This window comes from Streptomyces sp. NPDC029292, from assembly GCF_055569295.1.
In genome coordinates this window covers 71849-88985 of sequence record NZ_JBVHXR010000007.1, presented here as the reverse complement: position 1 = coordinate 88985, position 17137 = coordinate 71849, and the positions used below count along the sequence as shown (strand labels likewise).

The window sequence follows — 17137 nt, the reverse complement described above, 5'->3', positions numbered from 1 at the left end:
GTGATCGATATCAGTGAATCCGTGATGCAGATCCTTCTGGCATTCATCGTCGTCGGCCCGCTCATCGGGGCCGCCGCCGCTCTCCTGCCGGCCCCACCCGGGCTGAAGGGGAAGTCGCCCGAGCAGGCCGTGCTGCGGCACGGCGTGACCGTCACCGGCGCGGTGCTCATCGCCGCGATCGTCCTCGCGCTCGGCTTCGACCACGACCACCCGTCGCAGATGCAGGCCACGACGGACATCAGCTGGATCCCCGCACTCGACGTGCGGATCCACCTCGGCATCGACGGCATTTCCCTCCCCCTTCTGGTCCTGACCGCGCTGCTGACCTTCCTCTGCGCGCTGTACAGCTACTTCAAGATGCCCGCGGGACCGACCCCGAAGGCATTCGTCGCACTCGTCCTCGTCCTCGAGTCGGGCACTCTCGCGACCTTCGCCGTCCTCGATCTGCTGCTGTTCTTCCTCGCGTTCGAGATGGTGCTCATCCCGATGTACTTCCTCATCGCCCGGTGGGGCGGTGCGGAACGCCAGGCGGCTGCCTGGAAGTTCATCCTCTTCACGCTGCTCGGTTCGGTCGTGATGCTGCTGGGCCTGCTCCTGATCGGAATCAAGGCGGGCACATTCGACATGGTGGCACTCGCCACTGACAACGGCCGGTCGCTGACCACATCTGTGCAGGTCATCGCTGTTTTGGCGATCGGAATCGGGCTCGCGGTCAAGACGCCGATGTGGCCGCTGCACAGCTGGCTGCCGGACGCCCACACCGCCGCGCCCACCGTCGGCTCGGTGCTGCTGGCCGGTGTGCTGCTGAAGATGGGTACGTACGGATTCGTTCGAATTCTGCTGCCGATCGCACCCGACGGTATGCGCACCTTCGCGCCCTACCTCGCCGCCTTCGCCGTCGTCGGGATCATCTACGGATCCCTGGCCTGCCTGGCCCTCGCCAAGCAGGGCGCGAAGGGCGATCTCAAACGGCTCATCGCGTACTCGTCCGTCGGCCACATGGGCTTCGTGCTGCTCGGCATCGCGACCATGACCCCGACCGGCGTGAACGGCGCGCTGTTCGCGAATATCGCCCACGGCCTGATCACCGGTCTGCTGTTCTTCCTCGTCGGGGCGTTGAAGGACCGCACGGGCACGACCGACCTCGACACGCTCGCCGAGGAGAGCGGCGCCGCGCTCTACGGCAAGGCCCCGCGCCTCGGCGGCCTTCTCGCCTTCGGCGCCGTCGCTTCGCTCGGGCTGCCGGGCCTCGCCGGGTTCTGGGGCGAAATGCTGGCGCTGTTCGGCGCGTTCAAACCGGCCGCCGACCTCAGCCGCCCCGCGTATCTGACATTCATGTCGATCGCCGCCTTCGGCACGCTGCTCACCGCCGCGTACATGCTCGTCGTCGTCCGCCGCGTCTGCATGGGCGCCGCCCCGCAGCAGGACGCCCCGAAGCTCGCCGATGTCCAGAGCTACGAGTTCGCGGCCTGGACGCCGCTCGTCGCCCTCACCATCGTCGCGGGCCTGTGGCCCAAGGCCCTCCTCGGCCTGACCGACCCGGCCGTTCAGCAGCTCCTCGCAGGAGGCACCCGATGAGCTCCCTGGTCCAGTCCGTCGACTGGCTCGCGATCGCGCCGCCCACTCTCGCCGCGGTCGTCGGACTCGTCGTGCTCGTCGCCGACCTCTTCATCGGCGACGCGAAGAAGGCGGTGCTCGGCTGGGTGTCGGTCGTGGGACTCGCCGCGTCCGCGCTGATGTTGCTGCCCCTCCTGGATGGCGACCGTGCCACCTTCTGCCTGACCGGCAACGCGGACGTGTGCAGCTATACGGCGGACCGGTTCACCCTCGTCATCCAGTTCCTGGTCCTCGGCGGCGCGCTCCTGGCGGCCCTGCTGTCGGTCACGGCCCTCAAGGACGCCAACAGGGAACTCCCCGAAGGGGAGTTCTGGTTCCTGCTGCTCTCCTCGGCCGCGGGCGCCGCTCTGCTGCCCGCCTCCCGCGACCTCGCGACCCTCATCGTCGCCCTGGAAGTCGCCTCGCTGCCCGCCTTCGCGCTCGTCGGCATCAAGCGCGGTGACAAGAAGTCCTCCGAAGCGGCGCTGAAGTTCTTCCTGTCCTCCGTCACCGCGACCGCCGTGAGCCTGATGGGCGTCAGCTTCGTCTACGCCACGACCGGCACCCTCTACCTCACCCAGATCGCGGACAAGATCCAGCACGTCGACGGACAGTTCCACACGCTCGCCCAAACGGGCGTCGTCCTCACGCTCGTCGGCTTCGCCTTCAAGACGGCCGCCGTGCCCTTCCACTTCTGGGTGCCCGACACCTACGTCGGGGCGCCTTTGCCGATCGCCGCCTACTTGTCGGTCGTCGGCAAGGCGGTCGGCTTCTCCGGGCTGATCCTCGTCACCGTCGTCGCCTTCCCGTCGTACGCGGACGTCTGGGGCCCGGCGCTCGCCGGGCTGGCCGCCCTCACCATGACGGTCGGCAACGTCGGCGCCCTGCGGCAGCAGGCCACGCGCGCGTACAGCGCGGTACGGCTGCTCGCCTGGTCCTCCGTCGGCCAGGCCGGCTACCTCCTGGTGCCGATCGCGGCCGCCGCGTACTCCAAGGACGCCGAGAAGGCCATCGGCTCCACGGTGGCGTACGCCCTGATGTACGCCGTGGTGAACCTCGGCGCCTTCGCGGTGGCCGCCCTCGTCGCCCGCAGGAGCCCCCTGAACCGCATCAGCGACTACCGCGGCCTGTACGCGGCCAGCCCCCTGTCCGCGCTGATCCTCGGCTTCTTCCTGCTCTGCCTCGCCGGACTGCCGCCGGGCATCATCGGCCTCTTCGCCAAGGTCACCGTCTTCTCGGCGGCCGTCGACGCGGGACTCGGCTGGCTGGCCGTGATCATGGCCGTCAATGTCGTGATCGCGCTCTTCTACTACCTCCAGTGGACGACGCTGCTGTTCCGGGCCCCCGAGGGCGAGTCCGGGAAGCACCGCGTCCCGGCCCCGCTCACGGCGGCGATCGCCCTGACGGCGGTCCTGGGCGTCGCTCTCTCCGGGGCGCCCCAGCTGGTCCTGCGCTTCTCGGCCACCGGCCTGTTCTGACATTCGTGGGGCACGCGCGCGTGGAATGCCGTCCGCCATCACCCGGACGGCCCACGCCCGCCGGTGCGCGCACAAGGGAACTAGTGCTCCCCGTCTGGCGTTGACCAGTACGGGAGGGTCCACTGAAGAGTGGAAGCAGAGCATCAGCAAGCAAAGGGTTCCCCTGCCGCACCACTTGGAGGGCGTACCGTGCACCGCCGGCACAACGGGCTCAGGACCGCCGTACTCCTCGGGGGACTGTCCGCACTCATCATCGTCATCGGCAGTTTCTTCGGGCGTACCGGCCTCATCATCGCGCTGTTCATCGCGATCGGGACGAACGCGTACGCGTACTGGAACAGCGACAAACTGGCTCTACGCGCGATGCGCGCCCGCCCGGTGAGCGAATTCGAGGCCCCGGCCCTGTACCGCATGGTCCGCGAGCTCTCCACCCAGGCCCGCCAGCCCATGCCGCGCCTGTACATCTCACCGACGGAAGCGCCGAACGCGTTCGCGACGGGCCGCAACCCGCGCAACGCGGCCGTGTGCTGCACCGAAGGAATCCTGCGCATCCTGGACGAGCGCGAGCTGCGCGGCGTCATCGGGCACGAGCTCAGTCATGTCTACAACCGCGACATCCTGATCTCGTCCGTCGCAGGCGCCCTCGCCTCCGTGATCATGTTCCTGGTCAACTTCGCCTGGCTGATCCCGGTGGGCCGTTCGAACGACGACGACGGGCCCGGCATCCTGGGCATGCTGCTGATCATGATCCTGGGACCGCTCGCCGCGTCCCTCATCCAGCTCGCCATCAGCCGCTCCAGGGAGTACGAGGCGGATGCGTCCGGCGCCCAGCTCACCGGCGACCCCCTTGCCCTCGCGAGCGCGCTGCGCAAGCTCGACGCGGGCACCAAGCAGCTGCCGCTGCCGCCCGAGCCGCGCATTGAGACCGCCAGCCACATGATGATCGCGAATCCCTTCCGCCCCGGACAGGGAATGTCGAAGATGTTCTCTACGCATCCGCCCATGGCGGAGCGCATCGCCCGGCTCGAGAAGATGGCAGGTCGCCACCAGTGAAGACAATCCTGAACGTCATTTGGCTCGTCCTGAGCGGCTTCTGGCTGTTCCTCGGCTACCTGGTCGCGGGCGCGCTGCTGTGCATCACCATCATCGGTATCCCCTTCGGCATCGCCGCCTTCCGCATCGGCGTCTACGCCCTGTGGCCCTTCGGCTATACGACGGTGGAGCGCCGCGACGCGGGCGCGCCGTCCTGTATCGGTAACGTGCTGTGGCTGGTCCTCGCGGGCTGGTGGCTCGCCCTCGCCCACATCGTCACGGGCATCGCCCTGTGCATCACGATCATCGGCATCCCGTTCGGCATCGCCAACTTCAAGCTCATCCCGGTCTCGCTGCTCCCCCTGGGGCGCGAAATCGTCCGCACGGACCAGCCGTTCGCGTCGCGCTAGCGCCGCGGGGCGGGGGTGCAGCATCCGAAGTACGCGGTGGAGGCGTACAGCTCCACGAGCGCGGGGGAGCCGATCTGGGCTCTGTGCAGGGACGCCTCCGACGACATGTTCGCCGATCGGCGTCCTCCCGCGCGCACGCGCTACGAACTGCTGGGCTGCACGCCGGAGGGTGAAGCGGCCACCGCTGTCGAGCGGGCGCGGGCCGAAGGTTCAGCACCACTCGGTGACCTCACCCTGCGCCCGCTCGGAGGACCCCAAGACCGGCCCGAGAACGCCTGGCGCCTGGAGCACGTACGAATCGTGGGCGCCCGCCCCCGCTTGCCTGATGCCCCGGGGCTGCTGGACGTCACCGTAGAGGCGGCGGAGCTCCCCGCCGGCCCGCCCGAACCCCCAGGCCCGGCCCGGGGGTTCCTCCTGGTCGGCTCGGACGGTGAAGCCCGGGGCCGATGCGAGGACTGGGCGGCCGTCCCGCAGGATGTCTTCGTACCTGCCGAGCCGCCCGTCCGACTACTCGGCTGTTCCCCACGGGGAGCTCTGCGCGACGCGCTGGAGGCGGGCGAAGAGGAACTCGGCCACGCCAGGGTGTCGCGCCTCGATCGGATGGGCTGGACGATCGCCACCGTTCTGGAGGCGGAGATCACGGCGTGGATCCCCTCGGCGCACGGCCGTGGCCTCGTCGACCTCACGCTCGACCCCTGGTCGCAGCGTCTGCCGCGCGCTGCCCGCGAAGTCTGGGACCTGTGGTGGTGCGGACGCCCGACCGACCCCAATGCCTGGGCGCGCTGCAGCCCGCAGGGCCGCGAACTCTGGTTGAACAGGGCTAGGGAGGAGGACCTGCGGAGCGCCTGGGACCCCCATACGGCGCCCGGAGCCACCTATCACCTCGATGGCCGGCACATCACCGACGGGGCCGCCTTCTACTGTGCGCTCGGCGAGGCGGTGAACGGCCCGGGTGGTTACTACGGCCACGACCGCGACACGGTCGACGACTACCTGACCGGTGGGTTCGGCGCCGAACCGCCCTTCACCCTGGTGTGGCACGACGCCGAGGTCGCGCGCACCTGCCTCGGCGTGACACCGCACCGCAACGGCAGGCCCCCGACCTTCGAGGAACTCCTCGCCTTCCTCGCCGAAGAGCGCATCGACGTCCGCCTGGCCTGACCGTTTTCCCACCGCCTGGCGGTTATCCACAGGCTCGCCCGATTGTCAGTGGCGCGCTGCATCATGAATCCATGACCGAAATCGAGCAGTTGCTGGCAAGGGTCGGTACGGAGGCCCGCAACACCCGCCCGTGGGGCTGGCCTTCGCTCCCCGCGCCCGTGGACGCGGCCGCGGTCACCCGCGCCGAGGCCACCCTGGGCTTCGCCCTGCCGCCACTGCTCGTAGCGCTCTACCTGCGGATAGGGGACGGCGGATTCGGTCCGGAATACGGCTTGTTACCCCTGCTCGACAGTCCCCTGTCCGGCGAACCTGCCGCCGTCACCCAGTATCTCGCCCACCGCGAGAGCGGCCGCAAGGACCCGGACTGGCCCTGGCCCGAGGGCGTCCTGCCGATATCCCACTGGGGCTGCGGGATGTACGCGTGCGTGGACTGCCGCAGCCTCAAGGGCACGGTCCTGCTCTTCGAGCCGAACGCCGACGAGGCCGACCACGCGTGGTACGTGGACGCGCCCGACCTCGAGGCCTGGCTGCACACCTGGCTGGAGGGCTCCGGCTGGTACGAGGAGTCCAACGACGGCACGGACTTGGCCCCTTGGGCCGACTTCCGCATACGCACGGCGGCGGCGCAGGCCTCGTAGCCAACCGTCCTGCTACACGGCGGCGTCCTGCTATCCATGGGCGCGCCCCCACCCCGCGTCCGCGGCTACCGCGAAGCCGCCCACCGTCGTACGCCGTACGCCGCCGCGCCCACGCCCAGCACAGCCGCTCCCACGACCACCGAGACCCCCGGCAGCGCGAACGCCAGGACCACGCACCCGACCAGCCCCACCACCGGCAGGACCCGCGATGCCGGAGCCGAACTGAGCGTCCAGGCAGACGCGTTGGCCACTGCGTAGTACGCCAGCACACCGAAGGAGGAGAATCCGATCGCGCCCCGCACATCCACCGTCGCGGCCAGCGCGGCCACCACCGCGCCCACGGCCAGCTCGGCCCGATGCGGCACCTGGAAGCGCGGATGTACGGCGGCCAGGGCGCCCGGGAGATGACGGTCGCGGGCCATGGCCAGCGTCGTCCGTGACACGCCCAGGATCAGGGCGAGGAGCGAGCCGAGCGCGGCCACCGCGGCACCCACCCGCACCACCGGCACAAGCCCCGGTGCACCGGCCGCCCGCACCGCGTCGGCCAGCGGTGCCGCGGCATGCCCGAGCCCACCCGACCCCAGCACGGAAAGGACAGCCACCGAGACCGCCGCGTACACCACGAGCGCGATGCCCAGAGCCAACGGGATCGCGCGGGGGATGGTGCGCGCCGGATCCCGTACCTCCTCACCGAGCGTCGCGATGCGCGCGTACCCGGCGAACGCGAAGAACAGCAGTCCGGCGGCCTGAAGCACCCCGCCCACGCCCTCGGAGACCCCTACATCCAGCCGCCCGGCATCGGAGGCGTCCGAGCCGAGGCACACGACCACCACGGAAGCGAGAACCGCGAGGACCACCGCCACGATCACCCGCGTCAGCCAGGCCGACTTCTGTACGCCGCCGTAGTTCACCGCGGTCAGGGCCACGACGGCCGCGACCGCCACCGCGTGCGCCTGTCCCGGCCAGACGTACGCGCCCACGGTGAGCGCCATCGCCGCACAGGAGGCCGTCTTGCCGACGACGAACGACCAGCCCGCCAGGTACCCCCAGAAGGCCCCGAGCCGCTCGCGCCCGTACACATACGTGCCGCCGGAGGCCGGATACAGGGCCGCCAGCCGTGCCGAGGCCATCGCGTTGCAGTAGGCGACCACGGCCGCGACCGCGAGTCCGAGCAGCAGCCCGGACCCGGCCGCCCGTGCCGCGGGGCCCAGGGCCGCGAAGATCCCGGCGCCGACCATCGAGCCGAGGCCGATGATCACGGCGTCCCCGACGCCCAGGGTGCGCCGCAATTCGGAACCGGCCTGTGTCATGTGCCGCACCCTACTGATCGGTGCAACCGGCGGGCGCCGCGGTGACGTCCTGTTCATCAACACGCCACTGACACGCGCGCGACCCGCAGTGGGCGAGACGAACACAAGCACAGCCCGGCCCGAGGGAAATCACGGGGCCGGGACAGTGCAGGCACAGCACGAAAGGGCAGGTTCAGGGCATGGGCATCATCAGCTGGATCATTCTGGGGCTGCTGGCCGGAGCCATCGCCAAATTCCTGCTGCCGGGCCGCGACCCGGGCAGCTTCATCGGTACGACCGTCATCGGCATCACTGGCGCGTTCATCGGCGGCTGGATATCGGCCCGTTGGCTGGACCACCCCATCACCAAGCAGTTCTACGACGGCGCCACCTGGGCCGCCGCGATCGGCGGTTCGCTCGTCCTGTTGGTCATCTACCGCATCCTGTTCGGCGACTCGCGCCGCTGAGCGCGTCCCCCCGAGACCGCAGCCAGCAGGCGAGAAGGGTGGGCACCCCGGGTGCCCACCCTTCTTCGTACGCGCAACGAACCGACCACTGCCGACTGCCGCCAGGTGTACCGCCGACGGACGCAGCGACGGCTACCGGTAGTTCACGAACTGCAGCGCGAAGTCGAAGTCCTTGCCCTTGAGCAGCGCCTGAACGGCCTGCAGGTCGTCACGGCTCTTCGAGCTGACGCGCAGCTCGTCGCCCTGCACCTGGGCCTTCACGCCCTTCGGACCCTCGTCGCGAATGATCTTCGCCACCTTCTTCGCGTTCTCCTGGGAGATGCCCTCCTCGATCGAGGCGAAGATCTTGTACTCCTTGCCGGAGAGCTGGGGCTCACCGGCGTCCAGCGCCTTCAGCGAGATGCCGCGCTTGATCAGCTTGGTCTCGAACACATCGAGGATGGCCTTGACCCGCTCCTCGGAGTTCGCCTCCATGAGGATCTTCTCGCCGGACCAGGAGATGGAGGCCCCGACGTTCTTGAAGTCGTAGCGCTGGGAGATCTCCTTGGCGGCCTGGTTGAGGGCGTTGTCGACCTCCTGCCGCTCGACCTTCGAGACGATGTCGAAACTGGAGTCGGCCATGTCCTGTGGCTCCTTGTATCGGGGTGCGTAGGGGCGGCCGTCGAGCCCGGCGTAGGTCCCCGGCCGCATCCGCATAAGCCTAGCCACCCCCTCGCCTCCGAGCGCAGATCAATCGGGTGGCGAAGCACCCCCGAGCATCGGGTATCGTTTACGTCGTTGCCACGGAGCGCCGCAGAAAAGCGGTCCTCACGGCAGCAACCCCGGCGGTGTGCCCGAGCGGCCAAAGGGAGCAGACTGTAAATCTGCCGGCTCAGCCTTCCCAGGTTCGAATCCTGGCGCCGCCACACGGGAACAAAGGCCCCGTGACCTGCCCTCTACGCAGGTCACGGGGCCTTTGTCATGCGTTCCGCTGAGGGACGTACTGTCTCGCGTTGTCTCGCATTCGAACGCCCTGTCTCGGAGTGCGTGGACGGGCCGTGGACGGGATTTCTGGCGCCTCAGGTGGGCTTCCCTAGGCGGGCGGAGATCTTGGCGTTGGCGGCCTCATCTCCGTCGCTGAGGAACTTGGCGTAGACCCGGAAGAGGACGGCGACGCTGTGGCCGGCGCGCTTGGCCACGAGCTGAGGTTCCACGCCAGAGCTGAGCCACGTGGAGACCGCCGTATGACGAAGGTCATACGGTCGCTTGGCCAGCGGGGATTCCTGCTGCGCGGGTGTCAGGGCGCGCGATCGGGCTTCGGCCCAGACTTCGCCGTAACCGGTGTCCTGGATCAGCCCACCGCGCTGGGTCTGGAACAGTCGGCCGTCGGGCGCCGTGCCGTACGCGGTGACGTGCCACCGCAGCAGGGCGACCAGCTCAGGCGGGATCGGGACTGGTCGGACCGCCTTCCGCGAGCGATGCTTCAACCCTCGCCTGTCGTGTGCCTCACCGTTGTCCGTCCAAGCTGAGCCCGACCGGGGCCGTGTCTCCCTGAGCCGCAGCATGCCCCACCCACGGCGCGGTAGGTCGCAGTCCTGGAGCCGTAGCCCGATGACTTCCGCCGGCCGCGCCGCGGCGTAGTACATGCAGCCGAAGAACGCGATCAGACGGCGCCCACGGGGGCTCTGGTCCCGCACGGCGGCCAAGAGCTTGGCGGCTTGCTCGGGGTCCGGCACACAGGCCGGGTCCAACTCCTCTTCTACTTGCTCTGGCGCTTTCCACTTGAGGCGGGTGAGCGGGTTCTCGGTGAGGAGATCAGCCTCCACCGCGTACTCCAGGGAGTTGTGGAAGATTGCTCGCTTCCTCCGAATCGTTCCTGCCGCCGCGGTCTTGCCGTCCAGCTTCTTGGAAAGGGCGGTGAGGGTACTCCGTACGAGCACGCGGTCGGAGAGAGCGGAGGTGGGCAGAGACTTTCGCTTGAACCAGTCCAGCGCCTTTGCGACGTCGTCCGGGGTGTCTTCCACCCAACGGTTCTTGTTGAATGCCCAGCTATAGAGGGCGGTACGTACGACCCTGGCGTCCGGCATGCCCTTGGTGTCCTTCACCAGCGTGGGCGTCACGGTCGCCATGGCTTCGGCCAGCGTCCGCCGTGTCGAGGCGGGGGAGTCATCCCATTTCATCTCGATGTAGTTCCGGGCGTGCTCGTACCACGAGATGTCCCGCTCCTTGGCGACCAGGGACTTCGGTAGTCCGCTGTCCACGTCGAACGGCTCGCCCTCGCGGGCCGCGGTGATGAGCTGGGCCCGACGACTCTCCGCCAGGCCCGACGTGAGGAACGACTCCGAGTGCGGGCGCGTGCCCACTTTCCAGCGGAGTTGGTAGGGCTTCCGGTAGTCGCGCTTGCGGATAGCCCAGATCTTTACGGTGTAGCTCCACTCAGTCACGCGGCGTCCAGTTCTTCGAGGAAGGCGTCCAGGGCACTGCGGCGCACACGCACGCGACCGGTCGGCGTGAGCTTCGCCTCGGGACCGAGTCCGCGATTGCGCCAGCGGTACCAGGTGGCGCGGGTGATGTTGAGTTCTTCGAGTACGTCGGTCAGCGGCAGCCACTCGTCTACGGGGGAGCGGCGCCGGCGGGCAGCCGTGGTCATCCGGGGACTCCTTGGAGCAGAAGGAGGGGACGGGGGCTCTTGGGCCCCTTCTCTGAAGTCCGCTACCTCCGCTACCGCCGCTACGACGCAGGTCAGAGGCCTGTTCGAGGTAGCGGGAAGGGGTAGCGGTAGCGGCGAGGTAGCGGCAACCCAGGCCGGTTCCCGCTACCTCGTTGTTGCTGGTCAGGCCACGTTTTCCGTGCCCGGTAGCGGAGGTAGCGGACTTTCCGGGGGTGGGGGGCAGTAGCGGGCCCACGCGTCCCACAGATCAGCGGCGTAGTAGCCCTTGAGGACGCTCCCTGCGGTCTTGATGTTCCGGGATGCGATGGGCTCGTTGTCGGCCGTCATGTACTCCGCGAGCATCTTCGACAGCCGCCGGTTGTCGAGCGGCTTGCCGTGCAGGTCGGCCCAGGGGGCGTCATCGAGGGCGTTGAGCCGGTCGAGGATGGCGACGGTGGGCAGACGGTCGATGCCGACCAAGACGTGGTCGCGCAGGTCGGTCAGCAGCCGGACCCCGAGGCTGCCTTTGTCGTTGGCCTTGGACGCGGTCACCAGCGTCACGCATGCCTCACGCGCCCGCCAGGGCCACTCTCCGCCGGCCGCGTCGGCGATGGCGAGCAGGGGTTCCCATACGTCCGCCGGGCGGTCGGTGACGCCGTCGGGCATGTCGGGCCACGCGCCCATGACGAATCCACGGGCGTGTTCGGCCCATTGGGCGAGCTGGTCACGCAGCCTGTGCCCCTCGGCTTCGTGGATGCGGGCGCGGAAGGCTTCGATGCGTTCGTTGCGTGCCCGTCGGCGCATGCGGATGATGATGGAGCGGGTCATGATCGTGTCCGGTAGTGCACCGAGTCCGGCGACGGCGACCCCGCAATACGAGGGGAATGCCTGAACGGTCTGGTTGCCGCCGTCGCCAATGCACCGGTAGGTGACCCCAGTACGGCGGTGACCAGCGTTCAGGAAGCCGCGTAGCTCCTCGTTGTCGCCTGCCTTGGGGCCAAAGATCGTGTCGATTTCGTCGAACAGGATCGTGGGCCGTCCGTTCGCGCTGGACACGGACCGGAACAGGGCGGCGGCGGATGCGTTGACGGCCGTCATGGGCTGGGGAACGAGGGTTTCCACGATCTCCAGCGCCCGTGACTTCCCCGACCCCGGCTCCGGGGACAGGAAGGCGAGCCGCGGGGTGGAGTCGAAGCAGTCGAGCAGGTGGGCGTGTGCGTCCCAGAGCGCCACGGCGACGTACGCGGCTTCGGTGGGGAAGACGTTGAAGCGGCGGTGGAAGGCTTCCACCTCGTTGAGCAGCGCGGCCCCGTCGATGACGTCGGTCATGCGGCGGTCCTCCCTTCCTGGGTGGTGCGGAGCGGGCAGGTGTCGCGGTGTGCTTCGTGGTCGGTGATCAGGGCCAGTACGCGAGGCTTGCCGACCGCGCTGCGGTCCCTGCCGCACAGGCACTTGGAGGTCGCGGTCGGGATGGTGCCGCGCGGGGCGCAGATGGTGAGCCACGCGACGAGGTAGCGGCCGTCGCCCGGGTGCGGGTCAGGGGGAACAGCGATGGGGACGCCTTCGGCGACGCCCTTCGGGTCGCCCACGGTCGTTGTGTCCACAGGCTGTGCGGCGGCGCGCGGACCGTCAGGGGTGCTGATGCTCTTCAGGGGGAGATGGCGGTGGGTGCTCATGCCGCATCCCGGCGGCGCTGGTTGTGGGCGATGGACCAGTCGAGCGCGCTGCGCAGAGTGGAGCGGCACTCGGACGCGGACAGTCCAGCCGCCTCGCCCCCTTCCTGAAGAGCCTGCTCCACCACGTGCCGGGGGAGGTCGCCCCACGCGACGAACCGTCCCAGGGCGCGTGCGGCACGGAACAACTTCGCTTCCCGCTCGCCGACTTGAGCCGCAGCGACGTTCCGCGTCTCAGCAGCGAGCGCTACGTCCGCGTATCGGCTGGATTGCCCCGCTACGTCCACAGAAGGAGCCTGAGGGCGCTTGGGGGCCGGTTGCAGGATGCTTTGGAGCCACGAGGGCAGACAGGCCGTCTCAGGGCCGCACAGCGGCTCGTACGCTCCTGCCGGGGTGGTGCTTCCGGCGGCGACCACGTATCCGCCCCAGGCGCGGGTGTCGACCGAATCGGCAACCGTGCCTTGGGTGTTGGTCATCCGGACGCCGGGCGGCGTGTTGAAGTACAGGTGTGTTCCACCGCTCGCGGTCCGCACACGGTAGGTGTCGGGGACGGCGTGCCCGGCGCGCTCGCAGAGCGCCGCGAAGGTCGCCGCGCCGTCAGGCGCGTCCGAACTGCCCTTGTGCTCCGGCGTGTCCAGATCGACGACCAGCAGCCCGGAGGGGCCGGTGGCGATGCCGACGTTGAACGGTCCGTGCGACCAGGTGGCGTGGATGCGGTCGGGGTCGGTCGTGGCGCGCTGCTCCCACTTCCGGTGCCCTCCCGCGCACGGGCCCGTGCCGGTGCATGTCCGCTCCCCGTGCAGGGCGGGCAGCTTGATGCCGGGGCGGAGCGGGAAGACGTGCCAGCCGCGTTCCGCGGCGGTGAGGGCTGCGGCGAGTAAGGCCTCTCGCCGAATGTCGGTGGGTTGCGTCATGCTGGGTGACCTCCAACAGGTCTGTTGCGGACTGGTTGGCAAGGGCGGTCCCGGACTTTGGCGAGACGGGGACCGCCCTTGGCGTAGCTAGCTGTGGAAGTGGTTGCGCTTGATCACGGCCTTGCGGATGTTGACCGTGGTCCCGCTCTTGGGGCCGCTCGCGGAGAAGATCTGTACGGCGATCCATCCGCCGAAGATGACGGCGGCCAGGGTGATCAGTTGGGTGATGAGCGCGGTGAGTGCGGCGATGAACGTCGTCAGCAGCAGCAGACCGCCGCACACCGCACCGAACCCGATACCTCCCAGCGCGATGTTCACGGCCGCGCGGGAGACGGGCGGCTTGACCGCGACCGGTTCGGGCTGGACGGGGTTGATCGCGTAGCCGGTGACGACCCGCCCGTCCGGAAGAACGATGCTCGCCACGGCCGGGACACTGCCGGGCTGCATGGGCACGAGGGGCGCCGGCGTCACGACGGCGGGGACGATCGGCGTGGGCTGGTGGACTTCCACGGCGGTCACGGGGTGGCTGTGGGTGGGGTGGTCGGGGTACATACGGAATCCCTTCCGGAGCACGGTCAGGGAGGCGGAACCACCGCCTTAGGGGTGGGCTGTGGAGGGGGTTTCGGGGGTCTGACCTGGGGCGCCTCCCTGACTCCCTGATGGATCATCAGTACAGGTCAGGGCCAGGGAGGCGGGTCAGGGAGGGGGTCAGGGAGTTCTCCCTGCCTCCCTGACCCGTCGGGGGTCGGCTCCCTGTCATCCGTCGGCGGAAGCGGAACCGTCTCCATCGCGGTTGGCGAGGGCGCGGGCGACGCGGTCGCGGCCGACGACCATGCGTCCGTCGGACTTGTACGGCTCCGCGCCGGCGTCCTCCAGCACGCGCTTGAGGTCCAGGAACGACCAGCCGCCGTAGGCGTCCTCGTTCAGCGTGGCGAGCCGCTTGAGGACGTCCTGTGTCTTGAGTCGCGGCTTGTCGCCGAGGACGGCGGCGATGTCGGCGAGCGGGTCACGCTCTGCGCCGCACTCGATGACGTGCAGGGTGGTGACTCCGTCCCGCAGGGCCTTGGCACGATCGGCGATGGCGACCGCTTCGTCGTCGTCGATGTAGTGCGTGCGGACCGTGATGGACGCTTGCCCGGCGGGAATGGCGATCCCGTCGCTCGCGACGACCAGGGTTCCCTTGTCCAGGCCTTGGCGCAGCAGGTGCGGGGCGGCGCCGCCTTCCACGGCCTTGTCACCGAGCGCCATCTTGGCCTGGGACTCGGTGCCGAGGACCAGGGAGGCGCGGGTGTGGGCGCCCTCGCGGACCAGCTTGGGGAGGTTCTGGTCGGTCGGGTCCTGGGTGCCCTCCCACAGCGTCACGTTGACCGCGCGGCCCTGGTTGTGGACCTTGCGGACGGCCATGAAGTACCGGGAGGTTGCCTTGGATCCGCCGTAGGGGTTCTTGTCGGCGTCCTTGACCGGGCACATGAAAGCAACCTGGGCTTCGTCCACGATGCCGACCAGCGGCGGGAACACGGTTCCGGGAGGCGCCTGGAGACGGCGTTCCATCTCGGCTACCAGGCCTTCCACCATCTCGGTCGCTTCGATGACGTGCTCATCCGTGGGCCCCTGGATCAGCAGGGTGGCGAGCCCGTCGAACATGGCCCAGTCGCCGGCGCCCTTGAGGTCGGCGATCCGGAATTCGACCGTGCGGTCCAGGGCGAGCCACAGGGCGAGGGCGCGCAGGGCGGCGGTCTTGCCCTGGTTGGACAGACCCGTGATCAGAAGGTGGCGCTGGTAGACGCTCAATGCGGCAGCGTCGCCGCGCAGGTCCTGTCCCCAGGGGGCGCGGCCCTTGGCGTAGTCGGCGGTCATCGTCTCGTCTGTGACCAGCGGAGACGGGCCGATCGGCTCGTCCAGCGCCCCGGAGTCGGCCACCCACAGCCGGACCGTGCGGGCCGCTTGCGGGATGGTGATGAACACCTCGTGCTCGTGACGGGTCAGGTTCTCGGCGAGCTTGCGGCGCTTGCCCTGCACCTCGTTCGTCGCCACCCCGGACGGGAGGGTGACGTCGACTTCCACGCCGCATCCGGCGATCCGGATCGGTCCCAGCATCGACGCGCCGGCGTCCCCCATCTCCTTGATCGCGTTGCGGAGTGCGGGCACTCCGAGGTCGCGCAGGGCCTTGACCACGATCGAGGGGGTGATCGGCTCGCCCTCGCTGTTGCGGACGTTGGCGGGCAGGGCCCATGCCGGTGCTGCTTGCTGCTTGCTGCCGATGGCCCACAGGGCGAGCAGGGCGAGGAACGGACCGATCATGAGAGCGGGGCCCCACACCACCTGAACGATGGTGATGAGCAGGTTGATGAAGTCGACCGTGGCCATCAGCGGGGTGACGACGTCGGTGACGTCCTTCGTCGCGATGGCCATCACGACCCCGAGGGCGACCAGGGCACCGATGCCCATGCCGGTGCTGACCGCAACGCCCTTGGCCGCGTCGACCGGGGAGTGCAGCAGGTCCATGCGCCGACGGTGGCGTGCCTCGCGGAAGTGCTGCCCGCGCTCCTCCCACTCCGAGGCCATCTCATGGTTCCCCGCGGCTTCCGCCGCGCGGAACATCCGCTCGTACCGGGAGGCGGTCCGCCCGTCCCACGTCCGCTTCGCTGCGATCTTCGCGCCGCCGGCCACGTACAGGGTGTGGCGGGCGACAGCGCGGGCGGTCGTCTTTGTGGTCTCGTGCGTGACCACGGTCCTTACCGCCCGTCCCGAGCGCACCCACAACGGAACGGGCGCGGCCGGGGCCGGGTCGGGGACCACGGTAAGGGTGGTCGCGGTGGTCGGCTCGGGAGCCGGTTCGGTGTTCTTGTGCAGGTGAACGATGTTCTCGCTCATGGTGGGAGACACTCCTGACTGCCCCGTGTCCGGGGTGAAGGCGAAGGGGGGCCAACCCCCGCCCGGCAGCGGTGCGGGCGAGGGGTCGCGCTGATCAGTGGCTGTGCCGGGCGCGGTTTTCGGCGCAACTGAGCTGGGACGGGTCGATGCGCGGGCCGTCCAACCAGCAGAACGGGCGGATGCCGTCGGCAGCGGTGAAGGTGCGGACGGCGGCGCCGGCCGCGGCGTCGGGCAGTGCGTAGACGCGACCACCATCGAGAGAGGCCAACAGACGGGCGGCGTGGTGCTCGCACCCGTCGGCCCCGGCGTTGAAGGCGTCCAGCACGGTCACCGCGACCGGTCCGACGCAGGGCGTGGGGTCTTCGGGGTGAGCAGCGGGACAACGAGGGGCCGCCGGCGCCACGGTCACCACCAACCCGAGGACTTCTTGGCGGCCTTGGCCTGGGCGGCTTCGGTGATGAGTCGCTGGCGCTCGATCTGCAACGCGGTGATTTCCGCGATCAGCCGTGTCTCGGCGGAGCTGGACACGGATTCGATGCGGTTGTCGGCGCGGGTGGTGCTCTTGCCGCGCGCGATCCGGTACGTGCCGCCGGCGAGGGCGGCGAGCATCGCGCGGCGTTCGGAGCCGGTGAGCGGCCACAGCTCGCCCTGGCGGACCGCTTCGAGCTTGCGGTTCGTCTCACGGATCGCGCGGTCCAGGCGGCGGGTGTCGGGCTTGCCCATGGTCAATCCCTCCTTCAGACCTGCGGGGTGAGCTGGAGGGAGATGTCGGCGAGCCGGCCGGTGACGCCCTGCGCACCGAGCCAGGACCCGACTTCGCGGGTGACGCGGTTCCAGCAGTAGTCGAGCGGGACGGTGATGGTGCCGTGGGCGAACGCGCGGCCCTGACCGGGCACGGTTACCCAGGCGTGCCACGCGTAGGTGAGGGTGCGGGGAGCAGCGTTGGTGCTGGTCACAGCGGAACTCCTAGGCAGGG

19 protein-coding genes and 1 tRNA gene are annotated in these 17137 nt (G+C 69.4%); 8 read left to right on the top strand and 12 right to left on the bottom strand.

The window, feature by feature from the left end; translation table 11 throughout:
* From ACZ4WS_RS17445 to ACZ4WS_RS17420, 6 genes are all read left to right on the top strand, one after another.
* Nucleotides 1-1578 (top strand): NADH-quinone oxidoreductase subunit M, encoded by a 1578-nt coding sequence (locus tag ACZ4WS_RS17445; protein WP_467981248.1) that lies wholly within the window; start codon nucleotides 1-3, stop codon nucleotides 1576-1578.
* A complete protein-coding gene (locus ACZ4WS_RS17440; RefSeq protein WP_467981246.1) occupies nucleotides 1575-3074 on the top strand; it encodes an NADH-quinone oxidoreductase subunit N in 1500 nt (499 codons plus the stop codon). The genes ACZ4WS_RS17445 and ACZ4WS_RS17440 overlap by 4 nt, the downstream gene beginning before the upstream one ends.
* Before the next feature lie 189 nt (nucleotides 3075-3263).
* Complete coding sequence (htpX, locus tag ACZ4WS_RS17435; protein ID WP_467981244.1) at nucleotides 3264-4127, top strand: zinc metalloprotease HtpX; 864 nt, start codon at nucleotides 3264-3266, stop codon at nucleotides 4125-4127.
* On the top strand, nucleotides 4124-4516 hold the full coding sequence (locus ACZ4WS_RS17430) for a YccF domain-containing protein (RefSeq protein WP_467981242.1): 393 nt from the start codon (nucleotides 4124-4126) through the stop codon (nucleotides 4514-4516). The genes htpX and ACZ4WS_RS17430 overlap by 4 nt, the downstream gene beginning before the upstream one ends.
* Before the next feature lie 15 nt (nucleotides 4517-4531).
* On the top strand, nucleotides 4532-5677 hold the full coding sequence (locus tag ACZ4WS_RS17425; RefSeq protein WP_467981239.1) for a barstar family protein: 1146 nt from the start codon (nucleotides 4532-4534) through the stop codon (nucleotides 5675-5677).
* A gap of 71 nt (nucleotides 5678-5748) precedes the next feature.
* Complete coding sequence (locus tag ACZ4WS_RS17420) at nucleotides 5749-6315, top strand: SMI1/KNR4 family protein (RefSeq protein WP_467981237.1); 567 nt, start codon at nucleotides 5749-5751, stop codon at nucleotides 6313-6315.
* Between the two features lie 65 nt (nucleotides 6316-6380).
* Here ACZ4WS_RS17420 and ACZ4WS_RS17415 read toward each other — a convergent pair whose 3' ends face one another.
* Nucleotides 6381-7625 (bottom strand): APC family permease, encoded by a 1245-nt coding sequence (locus ACZ4WS_RS17415; protein WP_467981235.1) that lies wholly within the window; start codon nucleotides 7623-7625, stop codon nucleotides 6381-6383.
* Nucleotides 7626-7804: 179 nt separating this feature from the next.
* Here ACZ4WS_RS17415 and ACZ4WS_RS17410 point away from each other — a divergent pair, with 179 nt between their 5' ends.
* Nucleotides 7805-8071 (top strand): GlsB/YeaQ/YmgE family stress response membrane protein, encoded by a 267-nt coding sequence (locus ACZ4WS_RS17410; RefSeq protein WP_467981233.1) that lies wholly within the window; start codon nucleotides 7805-7807, stop codon nucleotides 8069-8071.
* A 132-nt stretch (nucleotides 8072-8203) separates the two neighbouring features.
* Here ACZ4WS_RS17410 and ACZ4WS_RS17405 read toward each other — a convergent pair whose 3' ends face one another.
* Nucleotides 8204-8692 (bottom strand): YajQ family cyclic di-GMP-binding protein, encoded by a 489-nt coding sequence (locus ACZ4WS_RS17405; RefSeq protein ID WP_028805132.1) that lies wholly within the window; start codon nucleotides 8690-8692, stop codon nucleotides 8204-8206.
* Nucleotides 8693-8894: 202 nt separating this feature from the next.
* Between ACZ4WS_RS17405 and ACZ4WS_RS17400 the strand changes: the two genes are divergently transcribed.
* A tRNA-Tyr gene (locus ACZ4WS_RS17400) sits at nucleotides 8895-8976 on the top strand.
* 153 nt (nucleotides 8977-9129) lie between these two features.
* On the opposite strand, the gene ACZ4WS_RS17395 is transcribed toward ACZ4WS_RS17400, so the two are convergent.
* The 10 genes from ACZ4WS_RS17395 to ACZ4WS_RS17350 form a co-directional block, all read right to left on the bottom strand.
* Nucleotides 9130-10494 carry a tyrosine-type recombinase/integrase gene (locus tag ACZ4WS_RS17395; protein WP_467981230.1) on the bottom strand — a complete coding sequence of 455 codons (1365 nt, stop codon included), beginning with the start codon at nucleotides 10492-10494 and terminating at the stop codon, nucleotides 9130-9132.
* Nucleotides 10491-10700: a helix-turn-helix transcriptional regulator gene (locus ACZ4WS_RS17390; RefSeq protein WP_467981228.1), complete on the bottom strand. Its 210-nt coding sequence runs from the start codon at nucleotides 10698-10700 to the stop codon at nucleotides 10491-10493. Before ACZ4WS_RS17390 ends, ACZ4WS_RS17395 begins: the two co-directional genes overlap by 4 nt.
* A 183-nt stretch (nucleotides 10701-10883) precedes the next feature.
* The gene (locus ACZ4WS_RS17385; RefSeq protein WP_467981226.1) at nucleotides 10884-12029 is read right to left on the bottom strand and encodes a DUF3631 domain-containing protein; all 1146 of its coding nucleotides are present in this window, start codon (nucleotides 12027-12029) and stop codon (nucleotides 10884-10886) included.
* Complete coding sequence (locus ACZ4WS_RS17380; protein WP_467981224.1) at nucleotides 12026-12376, bottom strand: hypothetical protein; 351 nt, start codon at nucleotides 12374-12376, stop codon at nucleotides 12026-12028. Before ACZ4WS_RS17380 ends, ACZ4WS_RS17385 begins: the two co-directional genes overlap by 4 nt.
* Entirely contained in the window at nucleotides 12373-13287 is a 915-nt protein-coding gene (locus ACZ4WS_RS17375; protein ID WP_467981222.1) for a bifunctional DNA primase/polymerase, read from the bottom strand. Before ACZ4WS_RS17375 ends, ACZ4WS_RS17380 begins: the two co-directional genes overlap by 4 nt.
* Before the next feature lie 87 nt (nucleotides 13288-13374).
* On the bottom strand, nucleotides 13375-13839 hold the full coding sequence (locus ACZ4WS_RS17370; RefSeq protein ID WP_467981220.1) for a hypothetical protein: 465 nt from the start codon (nucleotides 13837-13839) through the stop codon (nucleotides 13375-13377).
* 204 nt (nucleotides 13840-14043) lie between these two features.
* Nucleotides 14044-16161 (bottom strand): FtsK/SpoIIIE domain-containing protein, encoded by a 2118-nt coding sequence (locus tag ACZ4WS_RS17365; protein WP_467981218.1) that lies wholly within the window; start codon nucleotides 16159-16161, stop codon nucleotides 14044-14046.
* Nucleotides 16162-16255: 94 nt separating this feature from the next.
* Nucleotides 16256-16492, bottom strand: a complete 237-nt coding sequence (locus ACZ4WS_RS17360) for a hypothetical protein (protein WP_467981216.1) — start codon at nucleotides 16490-16492, stop codon at nucleotides 16256-16258.
* Between the two features lie 74 nt (nucleotides 16493-16566).
* Complete coding sequence (locus ACZ4WS_RS17355; RefSeq protein WP_467981215.1) at nucleotides 16567-16884, bottom strand: hypothetical protein; 318 nt, start codon at nucleotides 16882-16884, stop codon at nucleotides 16567-16569.
* Between the two features lie 14 nt (nucleotides 16885-16898).
* A complete protein-coding gene (locus ACZ4WS_RS17350) occupies nucleotides 16899-17117 on the bottom strand; it encodes a hypothetical protein (RefSeq protein ID WP_467981213.1) in 219 nt (72 codons plus the stop codon).
* Nucleotides 17118-17137 lie beyond the last annotated feature (20 nt).